Raw genomic sequence first — 19,498 nt, 5'->3', positions numbered from 1 at the left:
AAACATTGTCGCTCTGCAAACTGGCAAGGTAAAACAACACTATGAAAAAGAATAGCTTAACCTACAAAATACTCATAATTTTTTTAGTCGTTGGTATTGTTTCCTGTAAAGACCCAGATTCCCCAAGAGAAGAAGAAGAGGAAATAGAAACAACACCAGAGTTTCAAGGCGAAATAGATTATATAAAAACCTATGGCGGCAGCGAGTTGGACAAAGCGGTAAGTGTTGTCTTGGCCAATGACGGAAACTACGTAGTTCTCGGCACGACCCAAAGCACCGATGGCGATATTACCGATAAAACCACGACCGATGAAGATTTCTGGCTCTTAAAAATAAAACCCGATGGCGAAATAATCTGGAGCAAAACCTATGGTGGTCCCGAAGACGATACTGCCACTGGCTTAGAAAAAACAAACGATGGAGGATATATTGCATCTGGTTATAGCAGAGGTGCTGGCGGTGATGTGAGCAATAACGAAGGGTTTCACGACTTTTGGATTGTAAAGTTTAATGCTTCAGGCGATCTTCAATGGGAAAAAAGTTTCGGTTTTCCAGGTAGCGACAAAGCTTATAAAGCCAGACAAACAAAAGATGGTGGTTATATAGCGGTAGGCGTGTTGGATGTTTCAGCAAGCAATGGCGAAGGAGGGCTGGGTTCCAAACGGCCTGGAGGAAAAACAAGTAGGTCTCCACAACATGCAGGAGGTGATTACTGGGCCATCAAGCTCTCTTCAACAGGAGAACTGCAATGGAGAAACTATTTTGGCGGCACGTTTACCGATACTGCTTACGATGTTCAACAAACCGCTGACGGGTCATACCTCGTTTTTGGGACGTCAGACAGCTTTGATGTGGACATTTCAGAAAACATTGGCACCTACGACTTTTGGGTGGTAAAGGTTTCAGCAAATGGAGAATTGGTATGGGGAAAAAACTATGGTGGCACCCAAATAGAAAATTTATATGCCGCTACAACAACTGCTGACGGAAACTTTATGATGTTTGGCGATACCCGCAGTAACGATGAAGATGTTAGCGGTAATTTTGGGAAAGCAGACATTTGGGGCGTGAAAATCGATGCCGAAGGGACCCTGTTGTCACAACAATCCTATGGGGGCAGTGAATTTGAAAGCGCCAGGGGCATCACCCAACTGTCTAACGGAAACTTCATAATAACCGGGAACACCAGAAGTACAGACGGTGATTTCAATGGAGATAAAGGAGACAATGATGCGCTGGCAATGGTTATTGACGATAAGCAAAGCATGCAATTTCAAATAACAATCGGCGGTTCAACATTCGATTTTGCCCAAAGCGCCGTTGAAGCAGAAAAAAGCTCCTATGTTATTGTGGGAAGCACTCAAAGCAATGACAAAGACATCCCGCAAAACCGTGGCGTGGAAGATATATTATTGATAAAACTTAAATAACCCTAAATCATTTTTAATATGAAAAAGCATATTTTGTTAGTCGTTGCGGCACTCGTTTTAGTGGCCTGTAAAGATGTAGATGAAGCAGCGGTTTTAAACCCAAACCGAAATGTTACCTTCAACTTCACCCAAAACTGGGAGGGCGATGAAATTACCAACGCCGATTATCAAACCACCGAATACACCAATGCACACGGCGAAACAATGACTATTTCAAAGTTACGGTACTTGATTTCAGACATCGCGTTTACCGATGAAAACGGCGACAGCACCATTATAAAAGGCTATAACTTGGTTAACGCCCGGGAAGCAACCAACACCCAATACAAACCCGCCAAAAAAATACAGGAAGGCACCTACACCTTGAGTTTTACTTTTGGGTTTGAAAAAGAAGACAATATCGACGGCGCATACCCCGATTTAACCAGTGCCGACTGGAACGTGCCCGAAGACCTTGGCGGCGGGTATCATTTTATGCAATTGGAAGGTACGTTTATCGACAATACCGGTACAGTCGCCCCATATTTGTACCACACCATACGGGCAGCCAACAAAACCGATGATGCTTTGGAACTGCAAGACACCTCTTTTGAAGTAGATTTAGGCACCGTAACGGTTAAAGAAGGCGTTGTTTATGAAATTAAAATGGACGTGGCCGAATGGTTCAAAAACCCAAACGAATGGGATTTGAACGAACTGAACAGCAATTTAATGGGCAATTTTGGCGCCCAGCTCAAAATGTCGGAAAATGGACGCACTGTTTTTAGCTTGGGAGAAACGACCATTGTAGAGGAATAAACAATTCATTTGACCGTTTTCAAAAACATACCGACCTTTGTTTTAACAGTAGCATGCGCACTGTTAATAAGCTCTTGTGCCAAAGAAGAAACTAATAAAACTGAACAAGCAGAAGAGGGCTACGAGCCCACGCCATTGGCATTGCAAACCCCTGTTTTATTTCAGGAAAAATTAGATTCACCGGTCATCCCGGCAGATAACCCCCAAACCGTAGAAGGAGTGGCTTTGGGCAAAAAATTATTTTTCGATCCTATTCTTTCGGGTAACAACACTTTGGCCTGTGCCGGTTGCCACATTCAGGAAGAGGGATTTTCAGATTCACGGCAATTCAGTCCGGGGATTGATGGCGTTGAAGGTAGACGGAACTCCATGCCGCTTTTTAACTTGGCGTGGAACCATAAGGAAACCTTTTTTTGGGACGGGCGGGCCATTTCGCTTGAAAACCAAGCCTTAGAACCTGTTATAGACCCTGTTGAAATGCACAACACTTGGCCCAATGCGGTTTCGAGCCTACAAGCTGCACCGGAATATCCCGAACTTTTTGCGAAAGCCTTTGGCACGTCCACCATCGATTCCACCCTGGTGTCAAAAGCCATTGCACAGTTTGTGCGCACGCTTATTTCGGGCAATTCGCGATATGATCAATACTTGCGGGGTGAGATCGAGCTTACCCAAGCCGAACAGAACGGACTCAATGTCTATAAAGACGAAGAACGGGGCGATTGCTTCCATTGCCACGGCACACCGCCCAATAACTTATTGTGGACCGATAATGACTTTCACAACAATGGCTTGGACAAAACCTTTGACGATTTAGGCCGTGGCGCCATAACCGGCGATCCTAGGGAGTTTGGGCTTTTTAAAACCCCTTCGCTTCGAAACTTGGCCTATACCGCTCCTTATATGCACGATGGCCGTTTTGAAACGCTGGAAGAAGTAATCGATCATTACAGCGAAGGTCTGGTCTATTCCGAAACCATCGATCCACTTATGAAAGCCGTGGGCGAAGGTGGCGTGCAACTTTCAGAACAGGACAAACAAGACCTTAAAGCATTCCTCTTGGCACTATCGGACGAAAGCTTCATCAATAACCCGGACTTTCAAAACAAATAGCCATAAGCCTATAAATCAGAAAAAAATCAGCCCCCAAAGATTTTGGAATCCTTGGAGGTCTTTGTGTCTTATTTCAAAAATTGTTTTGAAGCTTAAGCATCGGCTTCCTCCTTCAATTTTAACCCTTTACAAGCCAATTTGTTAATTATTATCTAAAACTATAACGCCATAAGTTTTAATTGACGGCTTACTATGGTAAACAGTTGTATTTACCTTATATTTGTACCCTAATTTAGAATAATTCTATCTTATGATAAAAGTAAGTGCAAACGCAAAATCAAAGCTGGAGCAGTTGATGGCTGAAGAAGGCTTTAATATAGCAAACGATTTTGTTCGGGTTGGCGTTAAAAGCGGAGGGTGCTCCGGCCTTTCTTATGACCTGAAATTTGACAATGCCATAGGGGAAAACGACAAGCTTTTTGAAGATGAACAGGTTAAGATAGCAATTGACAAAAAAAGTTTTCTCTATTTGGTAGGGACCACGCTGGAGTACAGCGGTGGATTGAACGGCAAAGGGTTTGTCTTTAACAACCCCAATGCTAACCGTACCTGCGGTTGTGGCGAAAGTTTCTCGCTATAACTCAACTAATTTAAGTATAACACCAATTTGCCTGTTTTGTTCCTGAAACGAGCAAAACACGGCAAAACAAAAATAGAAGCTAAACATGGCTAAGTTTACCGAAGACGATTTAAAGAAAGAGCTCGAAACCAAAGAGTACGAATATGGGTTTTATACCGATATAGAATCTGATACGTTCCCTGTGGGATTGAACGAGGACGTTGTTCGTGCCATTTCGAAGAAAAAAGAAGAACCTGAATGGATGACCGAATGGCGTTTGGAATCTTTCCGCTACTGGAAAGAAATGATCGAGCCCGAATGGGCAAACGTTCATTACAACAAACCCGATTTCCAGAACATCTCCTATTATTCGGCTCCCAACAAAAAACCGAAATACGACAGCTTGGACGAAGTGGACCCAGAGTTGTTGGATACGTTCAACAAATTGGGCATCTCGCTGGACGAACAAAAAAAATTAGCTGGGGTGGCCGTGGACATCGTTATGGACTCCGTTTCGGTAACCACCACTTTTAAGGATACTTTGGCAAAGAAAGGGATTATTTTCTGTTCCATTTCCGAAGCGATAAAAGAACATCCAGAGTTGGTAAAAAAATACATTGGCTCGGTAGTACCGCAAAAAGACAACTTTTATGCCGCCTTAAACAGTGCGGTGTTCAGTGATGGATCTTTCTGTTACATTCCAAAGGGCGTGCGTTGCCCGATGGAGCTTTCTACCTATTTCCGTATCAACCAAGCCGGAACAGGACAATTTGAACGCACATTGGTCATTGCCGATGAAGACAGCTATGTGAGTTACTTAGAAGGTTGTACCGCTCCCATGCGCGATGAAAACCAATTGCACGCCGCCGTGGTAGAATTGGTTGCCTTGGATGGTGCCGAGATTAAATACTCCACCGTGCAAAACTGGTTCCCTGGCGGGAAAGACGGTAAAGGCGGGGTATTCAACTTTGTGACCAAAAGAGGGCTTTGCGAGAAAAACGCCAAAATCTCGTGGACGCAAGTTGAAACCGGAAGTGCCGTTACTTGGAAATATCCAAGTTGCATTTTAAAGGGCGACAACTCCATTGGCGAGTTTTACTCTATTGCTGTTACCAACAACTATCAACAGGCCGATACCGGGACCAAAATGATCCACTTGGGTAAAAACACCAAGAGCACCATTATTTCCAAAGGTATTTCGGCTGGGAAATCACAAAACAGTTACCGTGGTTTGGTACAGATCAATAGCCGTGCAGCCAACGCCCGTAACTTTTCGCAATGCGATTCGTTGTTGATGGGCAATGAATGTGGTGCGCATACTTTCCCCTACATTGAGGCCAAAAACAAAACGGCTCAAGTGGAACATGAAGCCACCACCAGTAAAATTGGAGAAGATCAAATTTTTTACTGTAACCAACGCGGTATCGACACTGAAAAAGCCATTGCCTTGATTGTAAATGGTTTCAGCAAAGAAGTGTTGAACAAGTTGCCGATGGAATTTGCCGTAGAAGCACAAAAACTATTGGAAATTTCCTTGGAAGGATCCGTAGGATAATTTTTCAAAAAATTGATAACCAAAACAGTATATAATGAGAAAAATACTTTTGCTGCTCGCGCTTTCGGCTACAATTCTTTCCTGTAACAATACAAAGAAAGAGACTGAAAAAAATCCTGAAGAAGCAGCAGTTTCCCCAGCCAACGAAAACGTGAAAACGTATAGAGGGGAGTTCATTTACACGGACGACGCAGCGGTGTTAAAAGGAAACAACTTTATCTACGGTGTTACCATAGACGAAAAAAGCCAAGAACTGGCCAACAGGGTTTCCAGCATAAAAAGGGACCCTTACGATATGGTTCCGGTAATTGTAAGCGGCGAGGTAAAACCCAACCCAAAAGCCGAAACCGAAGAAGTTTGGGAAGAAGTAATTACCATAAAGGATATTTTACATGTTAGCGACAAACCCGCTAAAAACGATATAAAATTAGAAGAAAAGAAAAGTTAATTATGCTACAAATTAAAAATCTGCACGCAGGTGTTGAAGGAAAAGATATTTTAAAAGGCATTGACCTCGATGTGAATGCCGGGGAAGTCCACGCCATTATGGGACCAAACGGTTCCGGAAAAAGTACGTTGGCTTCGGTTATTGCAGGAAAAGAAGAGTTTGAACTGCACCAAGGTGAAATTGTTTTTGAAGGTGCTGAAATTTCTGAGCTCGACCCTGAAGAACGCGCCCACAAAGGGTTGTTTCTTTCTTTCCAATACCCCATAGAAATCCCAGGGGTTTCGGTGACCAACTTTATTAAAACGGCCATCAACGAAACCCGAAAAGCAAAAGGGCTGGACGATATGCCCGCCAGCGACATGCTAAAAAAAATAAAAGAGAAGGCCGATATGCTTGAAATAGACCGCAAGTTTTTATCCCGCTCCTTAAATGAAGGTTTTTCCGGAGGTGAGAAAAAACGCAACGAGATTTTCCAGCTCGCCATGATGGAACCCAAATTGGCCATATTGGACGAAACCGATTCCGGCTTGGATATCGATGCCTTAAAAGTGGTGGCCAATGGGGTCAACAAACTAAAGAGCAAGGACAATGCAGTAATCGTGATCACGCACTACCAGCGGTTGCTCGATTACATTGTACCCGATCACGTACACGTGTTGATGGGCGGTAAGATCGTTAAATCTGGCGGAAAGGAACTGGCCCATAAACTAGAGGCACAAGGTTACGACTGGATTAAAGAAGAATTAGTTTAAATAATTCAAAAGGTAAGCTTCAAAATGTAAGACCTTTCATATTTCTTAGGTGTTGAATGCTGAATTTTGAATTCTGAATTAAAAAAAATGAGCAATTTAAAAGATAAGTTAGTTTCATCATACATCGCTTTTGAAGATTATTTAGGGCACGACTCGCCTATTCATGAGCTTCGCAGCGATGCCATGAAGGTTTTTGAAGAACAAGGGTTCCCTTCCAAAAAGGAAGAGTCGTGGAAATACACGTCGTTGAAATCCCTTGAAAAAACCAATTATAGCCTTTTTCCGAAGCAAAAGGAAAAGCATATCGAACTGAAAGACGTACGGGAATATTTCTTGCACGATATCGACACCTATAAAATTGTGTTTGTCGATGGTGTTTACAGTTCGTTTTTATCTGAAACCACCCACGATTCCATTGATGTGTGCTTGCTTTCTGCAGCGTTGAACAAATCGAAATACCAACCGGTAATCGAAGCTTATTTCAACAAAGTGGCCGAAAAAGACAGTATCACCTCATTGAACACGGCTTTTGCCAAAGAAGGGGCGTATATCCATATCCCGAAAAACAAGGAAGTGGAAAAACCCATCGAGATCATTAACTTCTCAACGGGCAACGAAGCCGCCGTAATGCTACAGCCCCGAAATTTAATCGTGGTGGGCGAAAATGCACACGTACAGATTATAGAGCGGCACCAAAGCCTTTCGGAAAATGCGGTGTTCACCAACAGCGTCACCGAAATATTTGGCGAAAAACGGGCTTATGTGGATTACTATAAAATACAGACCGATAACCCTACGGCCTCTTTAATAGATAGCACCTACGTTTCACAACAACAGGAAAGCCACTGCCGTGTACATACCTTTTCGTTTGGTGGAAAATTGACCCGCAACAACCTTCATTTTTACCAGTACGGCGAGCGTTGTGATTCTACCTTGAACGGCATTACCATTATTGAGGACAAACAGCACGTGGACCACAACACTCTGGTTCACCACACGGCACCAAACTGTGAAAGCCACCAAGATTACAAAGGGGTGTACGCAGACCGATCGACCGGTGTTTTCAACGGAAAAGTTTTGGTCGATAAAATAGCCCAAAAAATCGATGCCTTTCAGCAGAACAACAACATATTGGTGGACGACCGTGCTACCATCAACTCTAAGCCTCAACTGGAAATTTTTGCAGACGATGTAAAATGCTCGCACGGGTGTACCATTGGACAATTGGATGAGGAGGCATTGTTCTATATGCGTTCCCGCGGGATCGCCAAAAAAGAAGCACGGGCGTTGTTGATGTATGCTTTTGCCAACAGTGTTTTGGAAAGTGTTAAAATTCCCGAACTGAAACAGCGCATCAACAAACTGATTGCCAAAAAAATTGGCGTCAGTCTGGGTTTTCAGTTGTAATCATTCCTTAAACAACAAATTTCATGGCCTTCAACGTTCAGGAAATTAGAAATGACTTCCCCATTCTTCAGCGTGAAGTAAATGGTAAGCCCCTGGTGTACCTCGACAATGCAGCGACGGCTCAAAAACCGCAAGCTGTTATTGACTGTATCGTGGACTATTATTCCACCTACAATGCCAATATCCATCGGGGCGTGCACACGCTTTCGCAAGAAGCGACCGATGCTTATGAGGCCGCCCGGAAATCCGTTCAGGAACATTTCAACATAAAGCATGACCACGAGGTTATTTTTACTGCCGGAACCACTCACGGTATTAACCTGGTAGCCAATGGATTTACTGGGTTTTTAAGCGAAGGCGATGAGATTATCGTTTCGGCATTAGAGCACCATTCGAACATCGTACCTTGGCAAATGCTCTGTGAACGCACAGGGGTCCAATTAAAAGTAATCCCTATTGATGAAAAAGGGGTGCTGGTACTCTCAGAATACGAGAAGCTGCTTTCAGAAAACACAAAGCTGGTGTTCGTCAACCATATTTCGAACGCTTTGGGAACCATCAATCCCATTGCCAAGATTATTGAAATGGCCCATCAACAAGGTGCCGCCGTTTTAGTGGACGGAGCCCAAGCCTGTTCGCACATAAAACCTGATTTACAAGCGTTGGATGTTGATTTTTATGTAACATCGGCCCATAAAATGTGCGGCCCTACAGGAGTGGGCATGCTCTACGGAAAAGAAACGTGGCTTAACAAACTGCCTCCCTACCAAGGCGGAGGCGAGATGATTGCCGAAGTAACATTCGAAAAAACAACATACGCCGGGCTGCCGCATAAATTTGAAGCTGGAACACCCAATATCGCAGGCGGTATTGCTTTTGGTGCTGCAATTGATTACCTTAATACCATCGGTTTTGACCAAATTGAAGCCCACGAACACGAGTTGTTGACGTACGCCACCGAACAGTTAACAGCAATCGAAGGTTTGAAAATCTACGGAACAGGTGTTGATAAAACATCGGTGATTTCGTTCAATATAGAAGGCATCCATCCGTACGATATTGGCACTATTGTTGACAAATTGGGCATAGCGGTCCGTACGGGGCATCATTGCGCGCAACCCATTATGGATTATTATAAAATACCCGGGACGGTTCGTGCTTCTTTCGCTTTTTACAACACCAAAGAAGAGGTCGATGCCTTAGTGGCAGCCGTAAAAAAAGCAAAAACAATGTTAACCTAAACGTTATTAAACATGAAATCACTTGCCACCCTTAGCCTGTTAGTATTCGCTCTTGTTTTTACAAGCTGTGACGAAACCAAAAAAGTAATCGATGTAGCCGGAAACGTACAGTTATCGGGCAATTACACCGTAACAAATGTACCAGGCACTGCAATGACTGCAATCCAGCCAACCATTACTTTTGCTGCCCTTAGCGGCAGGGTTTCGGGGAATGCAGGTTGCAACAACTATTTTGGCGATTACACCATTAACAACAACGCCTTGACTTTTGGCGAGTTGGCCGCCACCAAAAAAATGTGTGGAGAAGATGTAATGGAAGTTGAAGATAATTATTTAAAAACTTTAAGCAAAGTGGGCGGCTATCGCATTCAAGACAATGTGTTAACTTTATATGCAAAAAGTGACCAAAGCGTCTTGATAACCGCTACAAAAGACAAAGAAGAAGAGTAATGACCATACAAGAAATTCAAAACGAGTTGATTGATGAGTTCTCCATGTTCGACGACTGGATGCAACGTTATGAATATATGATAGAACTGGGAAAATCGCTGCCATTAATCGATGAAGAACTAAAAACCGAAGACAAACTGATTAAAGGATGCCAATCCCGTGTTTGGCTAAACGCTGAAATAAAAGATGACAAAGTAGTGTTCACAGCCGATAGCGATGCTGTGATCACCAAAGGTATCATTGCCATATTGATACGGGCGTTTTCAAATCAAAAACCGGAGGATATCATTGAAGCCGACACCCAATTTATAGACGAAATTGGCTTAAAAGAACATTTATCCCCTACCCGTGCAAATGGACTGGTCTCCATGGTAAAACAGTTAAAACTGTATGCCGTGGCCTACCAAGCACAACTAAATGACACTTAAGAGATGTAGTGTAAGGTCTATTCTTTACCTTAAATCTATAGGCACTATAACATTAATTCCTTCTCGTCCGCCGAAGCGGCACGCGAAGTAGAAAATAACCAAAACTATGAGTACTGAAACTATAAACACCACCGAATTGGGCGATAAAATCGTAAAAGTGATCAAAACCGTTTACGATCCTGAAATCCCTGTAGATGTTTACGAGCTCGGACTTATTTACGATGTTTTCGTAAATGAAGACCGCGAAGTAAAAATCTTGATGACCTTGACGACCCCCAACTGCCCCGTAGCCGAGTCGCTGCCACAAGAAGTGGAAGACAAAGTAAAATCCATTAAAATGGTTAAAGACGCCGAAGTGGAAATCACCTTCGACCCACCGTGGAGCCAAGACCTGATGAGCGAAGAAGCGAAGCTGGAATTGGGGATGCTTTAGATTTAGAAGGTAATTGGTAGTAAATCGGTGGTTTCGATACGATTTTTGAGACAACTACGTTGTTCAAAAATCACTCAACCACCTTACTTTTGGCCCAAAATAAAATACCTTGGAGCGAGCCTGTCTTTATCGGCAGATAAGCCCGTGAGGTATTAAAAATTCAAATCCCAAAAAATAAAACGAGGCAAGCCCCGAGGAAATGAACCCAAAGAAGCTTAAGGTGGTTGAGTGATTTTTTAAAGTCGTCAAGATTTTAAAAATTTTATCGAAACCCCTGAATGAAATAAAAGCCTTTATGGAAGAACAAATAGTAAACCGCGTAGCGAACAGTAAACTAATAACTTTTAACCTTGAAGATTTTTATCCCGAGGGCAAACGGGTTTCCATTGATATTTCCCAATGGTTGCTTGAAGGGATTGTTTTGCGCGAAAAAGACTTCCGCAACGACATTAAAGCACAAGATTGGTCGCAATACGAAGGGTGTTTCGTGAACCTCTATTGTTCTACCGATGCCATTGTCCCAGCTTGGGCCTATACGTTCCTTTCGCTTCAGTTGGCGCCGTTTGCCAAAAAGACGGTCGTTGGCTCTTCAGAAACATTGGAAAGTATTTTGTTTGCTGAAATTTTACACACCCTAGATATTTCAGAATATAAAGACAAACCAATCATCATTAAAGGCTGTGCCCATAAGCCCATTCCAGAAAATGCGTATGTGCTGCTTGCCCAACGCCTTCAAGAAGTGGCCAAGAGTGTGATGTATGGCGAAGCCTGCTCTTCGGTGCCATTATTTAAGCGAAAAAAGTAACGGTTACCGAAATTTATCTTCTTTATATCGAATTTGCGGGCATTCCAAAGGTTCCTTTTTTAAAAAATGGGGCAGAAAACCTACCTTTGCCTAAAACTTAAAAAACATTCTATGAAAAAGATTCTATTAGCAGTGCTGTTGGTTTCCCCGTTTTTAGCTACGGCCCAAGATAATGAAGAAAAAGAAAAGCCCAAAGACGGTTGGACCCGAGCGGGCAATGTTTCCTTGATATTTAACCAAGCCGCCTTTAACGAGGAATGGACCGGTGGCGGAACTTCCAATTACGCCGCCAACCTGAATTTTACTTACGATTTTAACTACCGCCAAGGAAAATTGACTTGGGACAACCGCATACTGGCAGATTACGGCATTACCAAGACCAAAGACGATGAATTTACGAGAAAAACCAACGACCGTTTGGAGCTGAATTCGGTTTTGGGGCGCCAGATACAAGAAAGCAAGTGGTATTACTCCTTTTTTGTGAATTTTAAAACCCAATTTGCCAAAGGGTATGAGTTTGGCGAAGACGGTGATGGCAACGAAATACGCACCGAAACCACCCGTTTTATGTCGCCCGGTTATTTACAATTTGGTCCCGGTATGCTGTGGAAAAAAAGCGATAACCTTAAAGTAAACATCGCCCCGGCAACAGCCCGTCTTATCTTCGTGAACGAAAAATTCACCTCGGTAGATCCTGCTGCAGCCGAAGCTTTTAACGATGCCGGCGGTTATTTTGGGGTTGAAGCCAATGAGACAAGCAGATTTGAATTTGGTGCTTCTGTGAATGCTTATTACAAGGTAGATTTAATGGAAAACATCTCCATGGAAAACATCCTGGGGCTTTACTCCAATTACTTGGAAGACCCTCAAAATGTGGACTTAGATTATACCATGAACTTAGTAATGAAAGTAAACGACTGGATCACGGCCAATGCCACCTTTCAAGCCATTTACGACGACAATGCCGTACAAGCTTTTCAAATACGGGAAACACTTGGTATAGGTGTTGGGTATAAGTTTTAGTAAGCAAAACATAACTTAAATCCTGCTTTAAAAGTAAAATAATAATTTTGTCAGGTTGAGCGCAGTCGAAACCTTATTGATTTAGATCAATTAATAGTTCTCGACTGCGCTCGAACAGACAGTTAAAATCAATTTTAAAGCAGGTTTTTTTACTCTTCATAAAGATACTTCTCTGGATAGAGGAAATTATTGTACGGGAAACGAGTGACGTGAATATCCCGTACTTTTTCATAGACTAATTTCCTGAACTCTTCAAAATTGTCTTTGTTCAGTGCTGAAATGAAAATGGCGTTTTCCTCTCGGTTCATCCAAGTTTGTTTCCAGTCTTTTAGTGTGTAGTGTGCGGTTGTTTTTTCGGTTTCCAGATCATCTTCTTCTATTTTTTCAGGTTCGTACTGGTCAATTTTATTAAAAACCATGATAGTGGGTTTATCGGCACTGTCAATCTCGTCCAACACTTTGTTTACCGAAGCGATGTGATCTTCAAAAGAAGGGTGCGAAATATCGACCACGTGCAACAATAAATCGGCTTCACGAACCTCATCTAACGTACTTTTAAACGATTCTACCAACTGCGTGGGCAGTTTTCTTATAAATCCTACGGTATCGGTCAATAAAAAGGGAAGGTTGCCAATTACCACCTTTCGCACCGTGGTATCGAGGGTTGCGAAGAGTTTGTTTTCGGCAAATACTTCACTTTTGCTTATGCTGTTCATCAAGGTGGATTTACCTACGTTGGTGTACCCAACCAAAGCCACCCGAACCAACGAACCACGGTTGCCACGCTGCACCTCCATTTGCTTGTCGATCTTTTCCAATTTCTTCTTTAACAGCGTAATGCGGTCGCGCACGATACGGCGGTCGGTTTCGATTTCAGTTTCCCCGGGACCGCGCATGCCAATACCTCCACGTTGTCGCTCCAAGTGGGTCCACATCCCCGCCAACCGGGGCAATAGGTATTCGTATTGGGCCAATTCCACTTGGGTGCGGGCATAGCTGGTTTTAGCGCGTTGGGCGAATATATCGAGAATAAGGTTGGTACGGTCTATAATCTTGCACCGCAGTATTTTTTCAATGTTTTTCTGTTGGGCAGGCGACAGCTCGTCATCGAATATGGCGGTGCCGATATCGTTTTCTTCTACATATTCGCGTACCTGATCCATTTTTCCCGAACCAATGAACGTTTTTGGGTTGGGAGCGTCCATTTTTTGGGTAAAACGTTTGGATACTTCGCCCCCGGCGGTATAAGCCAAGAATTCCAACTCATCCAAATATTCCTTGGATTTATCTTCATCTTGATATTGGGTTATTAAACCAATGAGTATGGTTTTTTCGTATTCTATTGTGGTTTGTTCAATCATATATTTAGTTATGTAACAAAGATACAAAAGGTTTTGCTTCAGAATTTTGTATTTATAATCATTTAACGGACTGTGGTTAAAGAGCAGTGAAAACCTTCAGGAAAAATTCAGTTATAAAAAAAGGGCTCCAAATAAATGAAGCCCTTTGTCCTATAAAATAAGATTCTAGGATTAATTTCCGGTAATTTTAATGTTATCTACGTGATAGCGTGTAGTCGCATCGGGGTCTGAGCCTTCATATAAAAACGCAATATGGATGGGACCGTCGATACACGATATATTGACTGGACCAACGGATTGAAAATTGCCAAAACCATCGTCCGGACCTGTAGGGATGTTTACAGCACTAAGGGTTTGCCAATCTGCTGTTGTAACATCACCTGTAAAGTTGGTGGAAAACACCACGCTTAAGATGGTACCATTGTCAAAACTGGCTTGGACATCAAAGCTCAATTCTTCGCCAGTGGTGTTGTCCATATCGATTTCTGGGGTTACCAACCAAGATGCTATTTCATCTTCGCCAGAGTTGAAACCAGATATTTGTGCATAGTTGTTGCTTTCAAAATTCCCTATTTCCCAAACGGTACCGCCACCGGCTACGTTTACGTTTGTCCACCCGGCATCTACGTAGTCTTCTATGGCGTTGAATTCTTCAAAATCTACATTAAAAAACGCTGTTCCACCGCCACTTGGCGTGGTACATTCAAAACCTTCACCAGTGCCACCGCCAGAACCATCATCGCAACGTTCACCGTCGAACATAACATCGTCTGGATTACGGATAAACAGTTGATTGGTTCCATTGAATGTGCTAAGGACGGCCGTGAGCATGCCATTGCCTTCTGGTAAGGATAGGTTTTTAAAATCTGAAAAACCACTGGTACGCATGATAATTTCATCGTTATCACAGTTAACAACCGAACGGTTTACGCTAAATGTATCATCGATATTTCCATAGCTCTCCCCTAATTCCTCATCTGCAAATTCAACTTCAGAAAATTTCACCAATGTATTGAGCAACGAAGAACTAGAAGATGCTTGGGAAATACTTACCTCTTTAGGTACCAAATCTGCAACTTCTTGAGAGCGGAAGATACGGCTGTTAAACTCGTCAACGCCTATCCTGCCCACTTCATCACCGTCTTGGGTACCTAAGGTTGGCAAATCTGCATAAACACCGCTATACAGGCCGTCCACACGGAAATATATTTTTCTACCCGGTTCGTACTTGGTGTACAAATCTGTTGCTTGGGTAGAAATCGATATCCCCGCTGTTGGGTTTTCAGGGCTATCTTGGATTATAAGTTGTTTGTAAAAGTTTCCAGATTCATCACTTGAAACCACATATGCCTCAATAAACAAAGGAGTTTCTGAATCTTCTCCGGCTTCTATTAGTACCGGCTCAAAACCTCTATATACATCTTTAACGTTTTGAATTGTAAAATTTACATCTACATCTGGTTCATCAACATTTATTTCTGGAATATCGTAATCGTCATCTTTTACACAAGAAACGACTATCAACCCCAACAAGAACAGTAAGCTTAAATTTTTTATCGCTTTCATAATTATAGTTTTATTGCTTTCTTTTTTTCGGTTTTAAAATCTAAAATATACATTTAAGTAATAGGTAGTGCCGTATCCATACCAGTATTTAGGGCCAAACACCCGTTTGTCGTTTGCGGTGTCTTCAGATAACGTTTGGAAGTTGGCGCTTCGGCTTTGTTCAAACCCTCCTGTTTTATATTCTTTATCGAAGATATTATTTACGGTGGCAAAAAACCCAACATAATAATCGTCGATTTTCCAGGATTTTCCACCCACGGCATTTACAAGGATATAATCATCGAATTTTTCTTGCTTTAATAAATCCCTTGCCAATTCTGGATCGTAGTCGTTAAATGGAATCCCATCGGTGTCTAAATAGAAATTTTCGGTTCTGGTGAGCGGTGAAATGTCTATATATGCATTTGAAAAATAGTTTGAAGTAACACCAAACCACCAAAAATCGGGGTCCCGGTATTCAAATCCTATTTGATAGGCTTGTTGCGGCCCACCGGCAATTTTATAATCTTTTAAATAGGCTTCACCAAAATTCAATTCTTCATCAAAATCATCTGATGTTAGGTATAAATTCGGGTTGTTGTCATAGGTAAATTGTCCATAGGCAGCGGCACCTTTTAACTTAATGGTTGGGGTTACCTGTGCTTCAATGCCCAATTCGGCACCTACATGCCGTTTGTCGAGACCTGTTAGCACCTCTTGCACAAAAGCAGTTGTTACGTTACGGCCAATCCCCGAAATTCCATCTGCGTAATAAAAGGAAATATCGGTCGCATCTTGAATTTTAGTGTAATAACCGGTGAGCCGTGCTTTTACGATGGGTGAACGGTAAATGTAGCTACCATCAACACTCACACTTTTTTCTTCGGTCAACCCTGTGACCGTGTTGTTGTTTTGTCGTGAGTTACTAAATGAATTCCGAATGGTGGGCGCATCTGCGAAATAGGCTCCATTTACGCCTAAATAATGACGTCCTGTGATTTTATAGGTCAACCCTCCTTTTGCGCCGTAGGTGGTAAAATTCAGTTTTTCGCTTTTCCCTTTTGAATTGTCCGGAAAGTTTCCGTTTCGGTACAACCCGGTTCTTTGATAGCTGGTTTGTCCTATTTTTCCTGCTAAGTAAAAATCTACGCTGCTGTATTTAAACTGGGCCTGTGCAAACCCGTTGTACACAGAAGCGTCTATCTCATAATTATACTTAAAGGTGTCGTCTTCGCCTACAATTCGGTTTGGGTTGTCCAGGTCGCTCTGTGCTTCATCACCTGTATTAAAGGTGTCCACATCAAGGTATCCGTTACCACCCAATAGGTCGATCATATTGGCAAAATTCTTAGAGTTAAGGTTTCTGTAATTCACGGAAGCATTTAGCGTAATATTGTCGTTTATTATCGAGCTAAAAATGGTATTGGCCATTAACTGGTTGTCGTCAACCCTATCTTCATATAAATAATAACGGGATGTTCCGCCGTAAAAAATATTGGTTTCATAAATATCCTGCCAGTCAATCTGTCCGTCTTCAACAAAATTGGTCATTGCGGTATAGGCCCCTGCCAAGTTAGGGCCGGTAGGATCTGCCAAGAAATAACTTGGTAGTTTTTGGTAGTAAGAAGGATCTGGGTTAGGTGCATTATCATACCCTAAACGGCTATTGCCCATTTTACCAAATTGATAGCCAACATTGGTGTTCAATCTTGTTTTATCTGAAATATCCCAATAATGGTTCAGCATAATCACTGGTTCTACCACTTCTTTAATTCTTGAGTTTCGTATCTCGCCATCTTGTTTTCCCCAGTATGAATTGTAATCGATTCCTTTTAAATCGTACACTTCTTGAGTGTTGGCTGAAGATTTTCCTCTTCGGTTGGGTGTATAGAACGCAGTAAGGTTTAAGCTGTGGTCATCCCCCAGTTGTTTTTCTACTGAACCAAAAAACGAATTGGCATCATATAAGGTTCCTTCCCTAAAGCCTTCGTCCCCAAAACGCCTTGAGGCCAATACTGAATAAGACCAACCGTTTTCCAACAGTCCGCTGTTGTATGAACCCATTACACGGCCCACATAACTTCTGTTTGCCATGGCGTATGATACACGACCGCCTTTACGATATTGTGAGGCACGCATAACAATATTGGTTGTACCCGCTAGGTCGCCAAATTGATAGTCGTTGGCTTCGATGCCCATAGAAAACTCCCGGTTTCGCTGTACATCGTTGAGCCCGCCCCAATTGCTCCATTGTGGCCGGCCGTTGTATTGTTTGTTCATTTCAATACCGTTAATGAGCACTTTTCCGTTTTCGTTGTCCAATCCCCTTGGACGGAAAAACGTCGCACTAAAATCGAACGCAGCTGCATTGAGAAACACGTCCCTGGATGCCTGCAACAGCCCCGAAATGTTGAACGAGGTGCCATCGTCTTGGTCCAGCTCGTTGTCTGAAAGGCTAATGATACCTATTTCGGCTTCTACTGCCGTAAGGTCCACTTCGAGCAAAATGGGATCTAAGTTTACGGTCTTTCCGTTTTGAATGCTAATAGGTATTTGTTGGTTAATGTAACCAGACTTTGCCACTAAAAGTATTTGTTCACCTTCTGGTAAATCGCTTGCGGCAATGTTGAAGGTTCCTTTAGCAGTGGTTTCAGCACTGAAATTGCTGGATTGAATGCTTACCTCCACGTCCGGTATTGGCTCACTGGAGTTTGTATCTACAACCCTTCCCTTTACAATTGCGTCTTGGGCCATTAAAGAAAAGCTGGCCAACAACCCAATCCATAAAGTTATAATGAACTGTTTCATCCTGTTGTTAGTTAGTTTAAAAAAATTAAATTAATGATATTATTGCGAGCAAAACTACATTTTTTAAATGAAATACCTACTTTTGGCTTCGAATTTGTATTAAAAATTTACATAAACACAATTTATTTATTCCTATGAAATTCAAGCATTACCTGCTCGTAATCTTTACGTTTTCAGCACTTAACATTTGGGCACAAGAAGAAAAAAAGTACAAAGTAAATACCATTGCATTCTATAACCTGGAAAATCTGTACGACCCAGTGGACGACACGACCATAAACGATGAAGCCAGCCCCATAATGGAAATGGGTGAAGACCTTAGGGAAGATGTCTATAAACAAAAACTTGCCAATATGGCGAAAGTGATTTCTGAAATAGGAAAAGACGTTACCGGTACCAGTCCTGCTATTGTAGGGGTTTCAGAAATTGAGAATAGAAAAGTATTGGAAGACCTGCTGAACCAAGAACCTTTGTTGCACAAAGATTATGGCATTGTACAGTTCGATTCGCCAGACAGGCGCGGAATCGATGTAGCGCTCTTGTATCAAAAAAAGCTATTTACCCCAACCAATTACAAAGCGCACCCACTTTTAATATACTACAACAACGACCGTACAAAACGTATTTATACTAGAGACCAGCTTTTGGTGAGCGGAATGCTCGATGGCGAAAAAATGCACTTTATCGTGAACCACTGGCCTTCGCGAAGTGGCGGGGAAGCCCGGAGCCGTTCCAAACGGATGAAAGCCGCAAAATTGAACAAACAGATTATCGACTCGCTATTCAGTGAGGACCCGTATGCAAAAATAATCACCATGGGCGATTTTAACGACGACCCCACCAGCCCGAGCGTAAAAGAAATATTAAAAGCAAAGGAAGACAGGGAAGATGTTAAACTGAAAGAACTGTACAACCCTATGGAAGCCATGCACAACAAAGGCATAGGGACCTTGGCCTGGAGGGACAGCTGGAATTTATTTGACCAAATGATTCTCTCGCAAGAATTCCTGAAAAAAGAATACTCCTCTTATCGATTTTACAAGGCCGGAGTATTCAACAAAAGCTATTTGGCAACGCCGCGTGGACGCTATAAAGGCTATCCCTACCGTAGTTTTGTAGGTGGGTTTACGGGCGGTTACAGCGACCATTTCCCCGTGTTTGTGTATTTGATTAAAGAGGTTTCAAATCAGTAAAATCAGTAGTTAGTGCGCTGTAATCCGTGTTTACATTGTCTCTCGGGATTTTTAAACCCTGTCTGACAGTTTCCCGCCTTACAGAAAAATATATGGCGGACGTACCTATAAGTATATTGTGTTGAACAATATAGGATTGCCTAATCGAT

The 19,498-nt window shown here is 42.5% G+C and carries 18 protein-coding genes; 15 read left to right on the top strand and 3 right to left on the bottom strand.

What is annotated here, in order from left to right:
- The first annotated feature begins 41 nt into the window (after positions 1–41).
- The 14 genes from DDV96_RS09895 (at position 42) to DDV96_RS09830 (ending at position 12,442) form a co-directional block, all read left to right on the top strand.
- Positions 42–1,430, top strand: a complete 1,389-nt coding sequence (locus tag DDV96_RS09895; RefSeq protein ID WP_116694615.1) for a hypothetical protein — start codon at positions 42–44, stop codon at positions 1,428–1,430.
- A gap of 18 nt (positions 1,431–1,448) precedes the next feature.
- Entirely contained in the window at positions 1,449–2,228 is a 780-nt protein-coding gene (locus DDV96_RS09890) for an MbnP family protein (RefSeq protein ID WP_116694614.1), read from the top strand.
- Between the two features lie 9 nt (positions 2,229–2,237).
- A complete protein-coding gene (locus DDV96_RS09885) occupies positions 2,238–3,341 on the top strand; it encodes a cytochrome-c peroxidase (protein WP_240607702.1) in 1,104 nt (367 codons plus the stop codon).
- Between the two features lie 250 nt (positions 3,342–3,591).
- Positions 3,592–3,921: a HesB/IscA family protein gene (locus DDV96_RS09880; RefSeq protein ID WP_116694613.1), complete on the top strand. Its 330-nt coding sequence runs from the start codon at positions 3,592–3,594 to the stop codon at positions 3,919–3,921.
- Positions 3,922–4,006: 85 nt separating this feature from the next.
- On the top strand, positions 4,007–5,455 hold the full coding sequence (gene sufB, locus DDV96_RS09875; RefSeq protein ID WP_116694612.1) for a Fe-S cluster assembly protein SufB: 1,449 nt from the start codon (positions 4,007–4,009) through the stop codon (positions 5,453–5,455).
- A 34-nt stretch (positions 5,456–5,489) separates the two neighbouring features.
- On the top strand, positions 5,490–5,903 hold the full coding sequence (locus DDV96_RS09870) for a hypothetical protein (protein WP_116694611.1): 414 nt from the start codon (positions 5,490–5,492) through the stop codon (positions 5,901–5,903).
- A 2-nt stretch (positions 5,904–5,905) separates the two neighbouring features.
- Positions 5,906–6,655, top strand: coding sequence for a Fe-S cluster assembly ATPase SufC (sufC, locus tag DDV96_RS09865; protein WP_116694610.1), 750 nt, complete (start codon positions 5,906–5,908; stop codon positions 6,653–6,655).
- 87 nt (positions 6,656–6,742) lie between these two features.
- Positions 6,743–8,062: a Fe-S cluster assembly protein SufD gene (gene sufD, locus DDV96_RS09860; protein ID WP_116694609.1), complete on the top strand. Its 1,320-nt coding sequence runs from the start codon at positions 6,743–6,745 to the stop codon at positions 8,060–8,062.
- Positions 8,063–8,085: 23 nt separating this feature from the next.
- Positions 8,086–9,303 carry an aminotransferase class V-fold PLP-dependent enzyme gene (locus DDV96_RS09855; RefSeq protein ID WP_116694608.1) on the top strand — a complete coding sequence of 406 codons (1,218 nt, stop codon included), beginning with the start codon at positions 8,086–8,088 and terminating at the stop codon, positions 9,301–9,303.
- Positions 9,304–9,315: 12 nt separating this feature from the next.
- Positions 9,316–9,753, top strand: coding sequence for an META domain-containing protein (locus tag DDV96_RS09850; protein WP_116694607.1), 438 nt, complete (start codon positions 9,316–9,318; stop codon positions 9,751–9,753).
- Positions 9,753–10,181: a SufE family protein gene (locus DDV96_RS09845; RefSeq protein ID WP_116694606.1), complete on the top strand. Its 429-nt coding sequence runs from the start codon at positions 9,753–9,755 to the stop codon at positions 10,179–10,181. Before DDV96_RS09850 ends, DDV96_RS09845 begins: the two co-directional genes overlap by 1 nt.
- 106 nt (positions 10,182–10,287) lie before the next feature.
- The gene (locus DDV96_RS09840) at positions 10,288–10,614 is read left to right on the top strand and encodes an SUF system Fe-S cluster assembly protein (protein ID WP_116694605.1); all 327 of its coding nucleotides are present in this window, start codon (positions 10,288–10,290) and stop codon (positions 10,612–10,614) included.
- Positions 10,615–10,909: 295 nt separating this feature from the next.
- Positions 10,910–11,419 (top strand): DUF2480 family protein, encoded by a 510-nt coding sequence (locus DDV96_RS09835; protein WP_116694604.1) that lies wholly within the window; start codon positions 10,910–10,912, stop codon positions 11,417–11,419.
- Positions 11,420–11,530: 111 nt separating this feature from the next.
- Entirely contained in the window at positions 11,531–12,442 is a 912-nt protein-coding gene (locus DDV96_RS09830; RefSeq protein ID WP_116694834.1) for a DUF3078 domain-containing protein, read from the top strand.
- A gap of 149 nt (positions 12,443–12,591) precedes the next feature.
- Here the strand turns inward: DDV96_RS09830 and hflX are convergent, their stop codons facing one another.
- From hflX to DDV96_RS09815, 3 genes are all read right to left on the bottom strand, one after another.
- Positions 12,592–13,803, bottom strand: coding sequence for a GTPase HflX (gene hflX, locus DDV96_RS09825; RefSeq protein WP_116694603.1), 1,212 nt, complete (start codon positions 13,801–13,803; stop codon positions 12,592–12,594).
- Positions 13,804–13,974: 171 nt separating this feature from the next.
- Complete coding sequence (locus DDV96_RS09820; protein ID WP_116694602.1) at positions 13,975–15,369, bottom strand: DUF5689 domain-containing protein; 1,395 nt, start codon at positions 15,367–15,369, stop codon at positions 13,975–13,977.
- A gap of 33 nt (positions 15,370–15,402) precedes the next feature.
- Entirely contained in the window at positions 15,403–18,156 is a 2,754-nt protein-coding gene (locus DDV96_RS09815) for a carboxypeptidase-like regulatory domain-containing protein (protein ID WP_116694601.1), read from the bottom strand.
- 134 nt (positions 18,157–18,290) lie between these two features.
- On the opposite strand from DDV96_RS09815, the gene DDV96_RS09810 reads away from it, so the two are divergent.
- Positions 18,291–19,349 carry an endonuclease/exonuclease/phosphatase family protein gene (locus tag DDV96_RS09810; RefSeq protein WP_116694600.1) on the top strand — a complete coding sequence of 353 codons (1,059 nt, stop codon included), beginning with the start codon at positions 18,291–18,293 and terminating at the stop codon, positions 19,347–19,349.
- The last annotated feature ends 149 nt before the right edge of the window (positions 19,350–19,498 follow it).

It is taken from the genome of Marixanthomonas spongiae, assembly GCF_003095375.1.
GTDB lineage: Bacteria > Bacteroidota > Bacteroidia > Flavobacteriales > Flavobacteriaceae > Marixanthomonas > Marixanthomonas spongiae.
The sequence above is the reverse complement of the archived record's forward strand: the minus strand, read 5'-3'. Positions and strand labels throughout refer to the sequence as shown.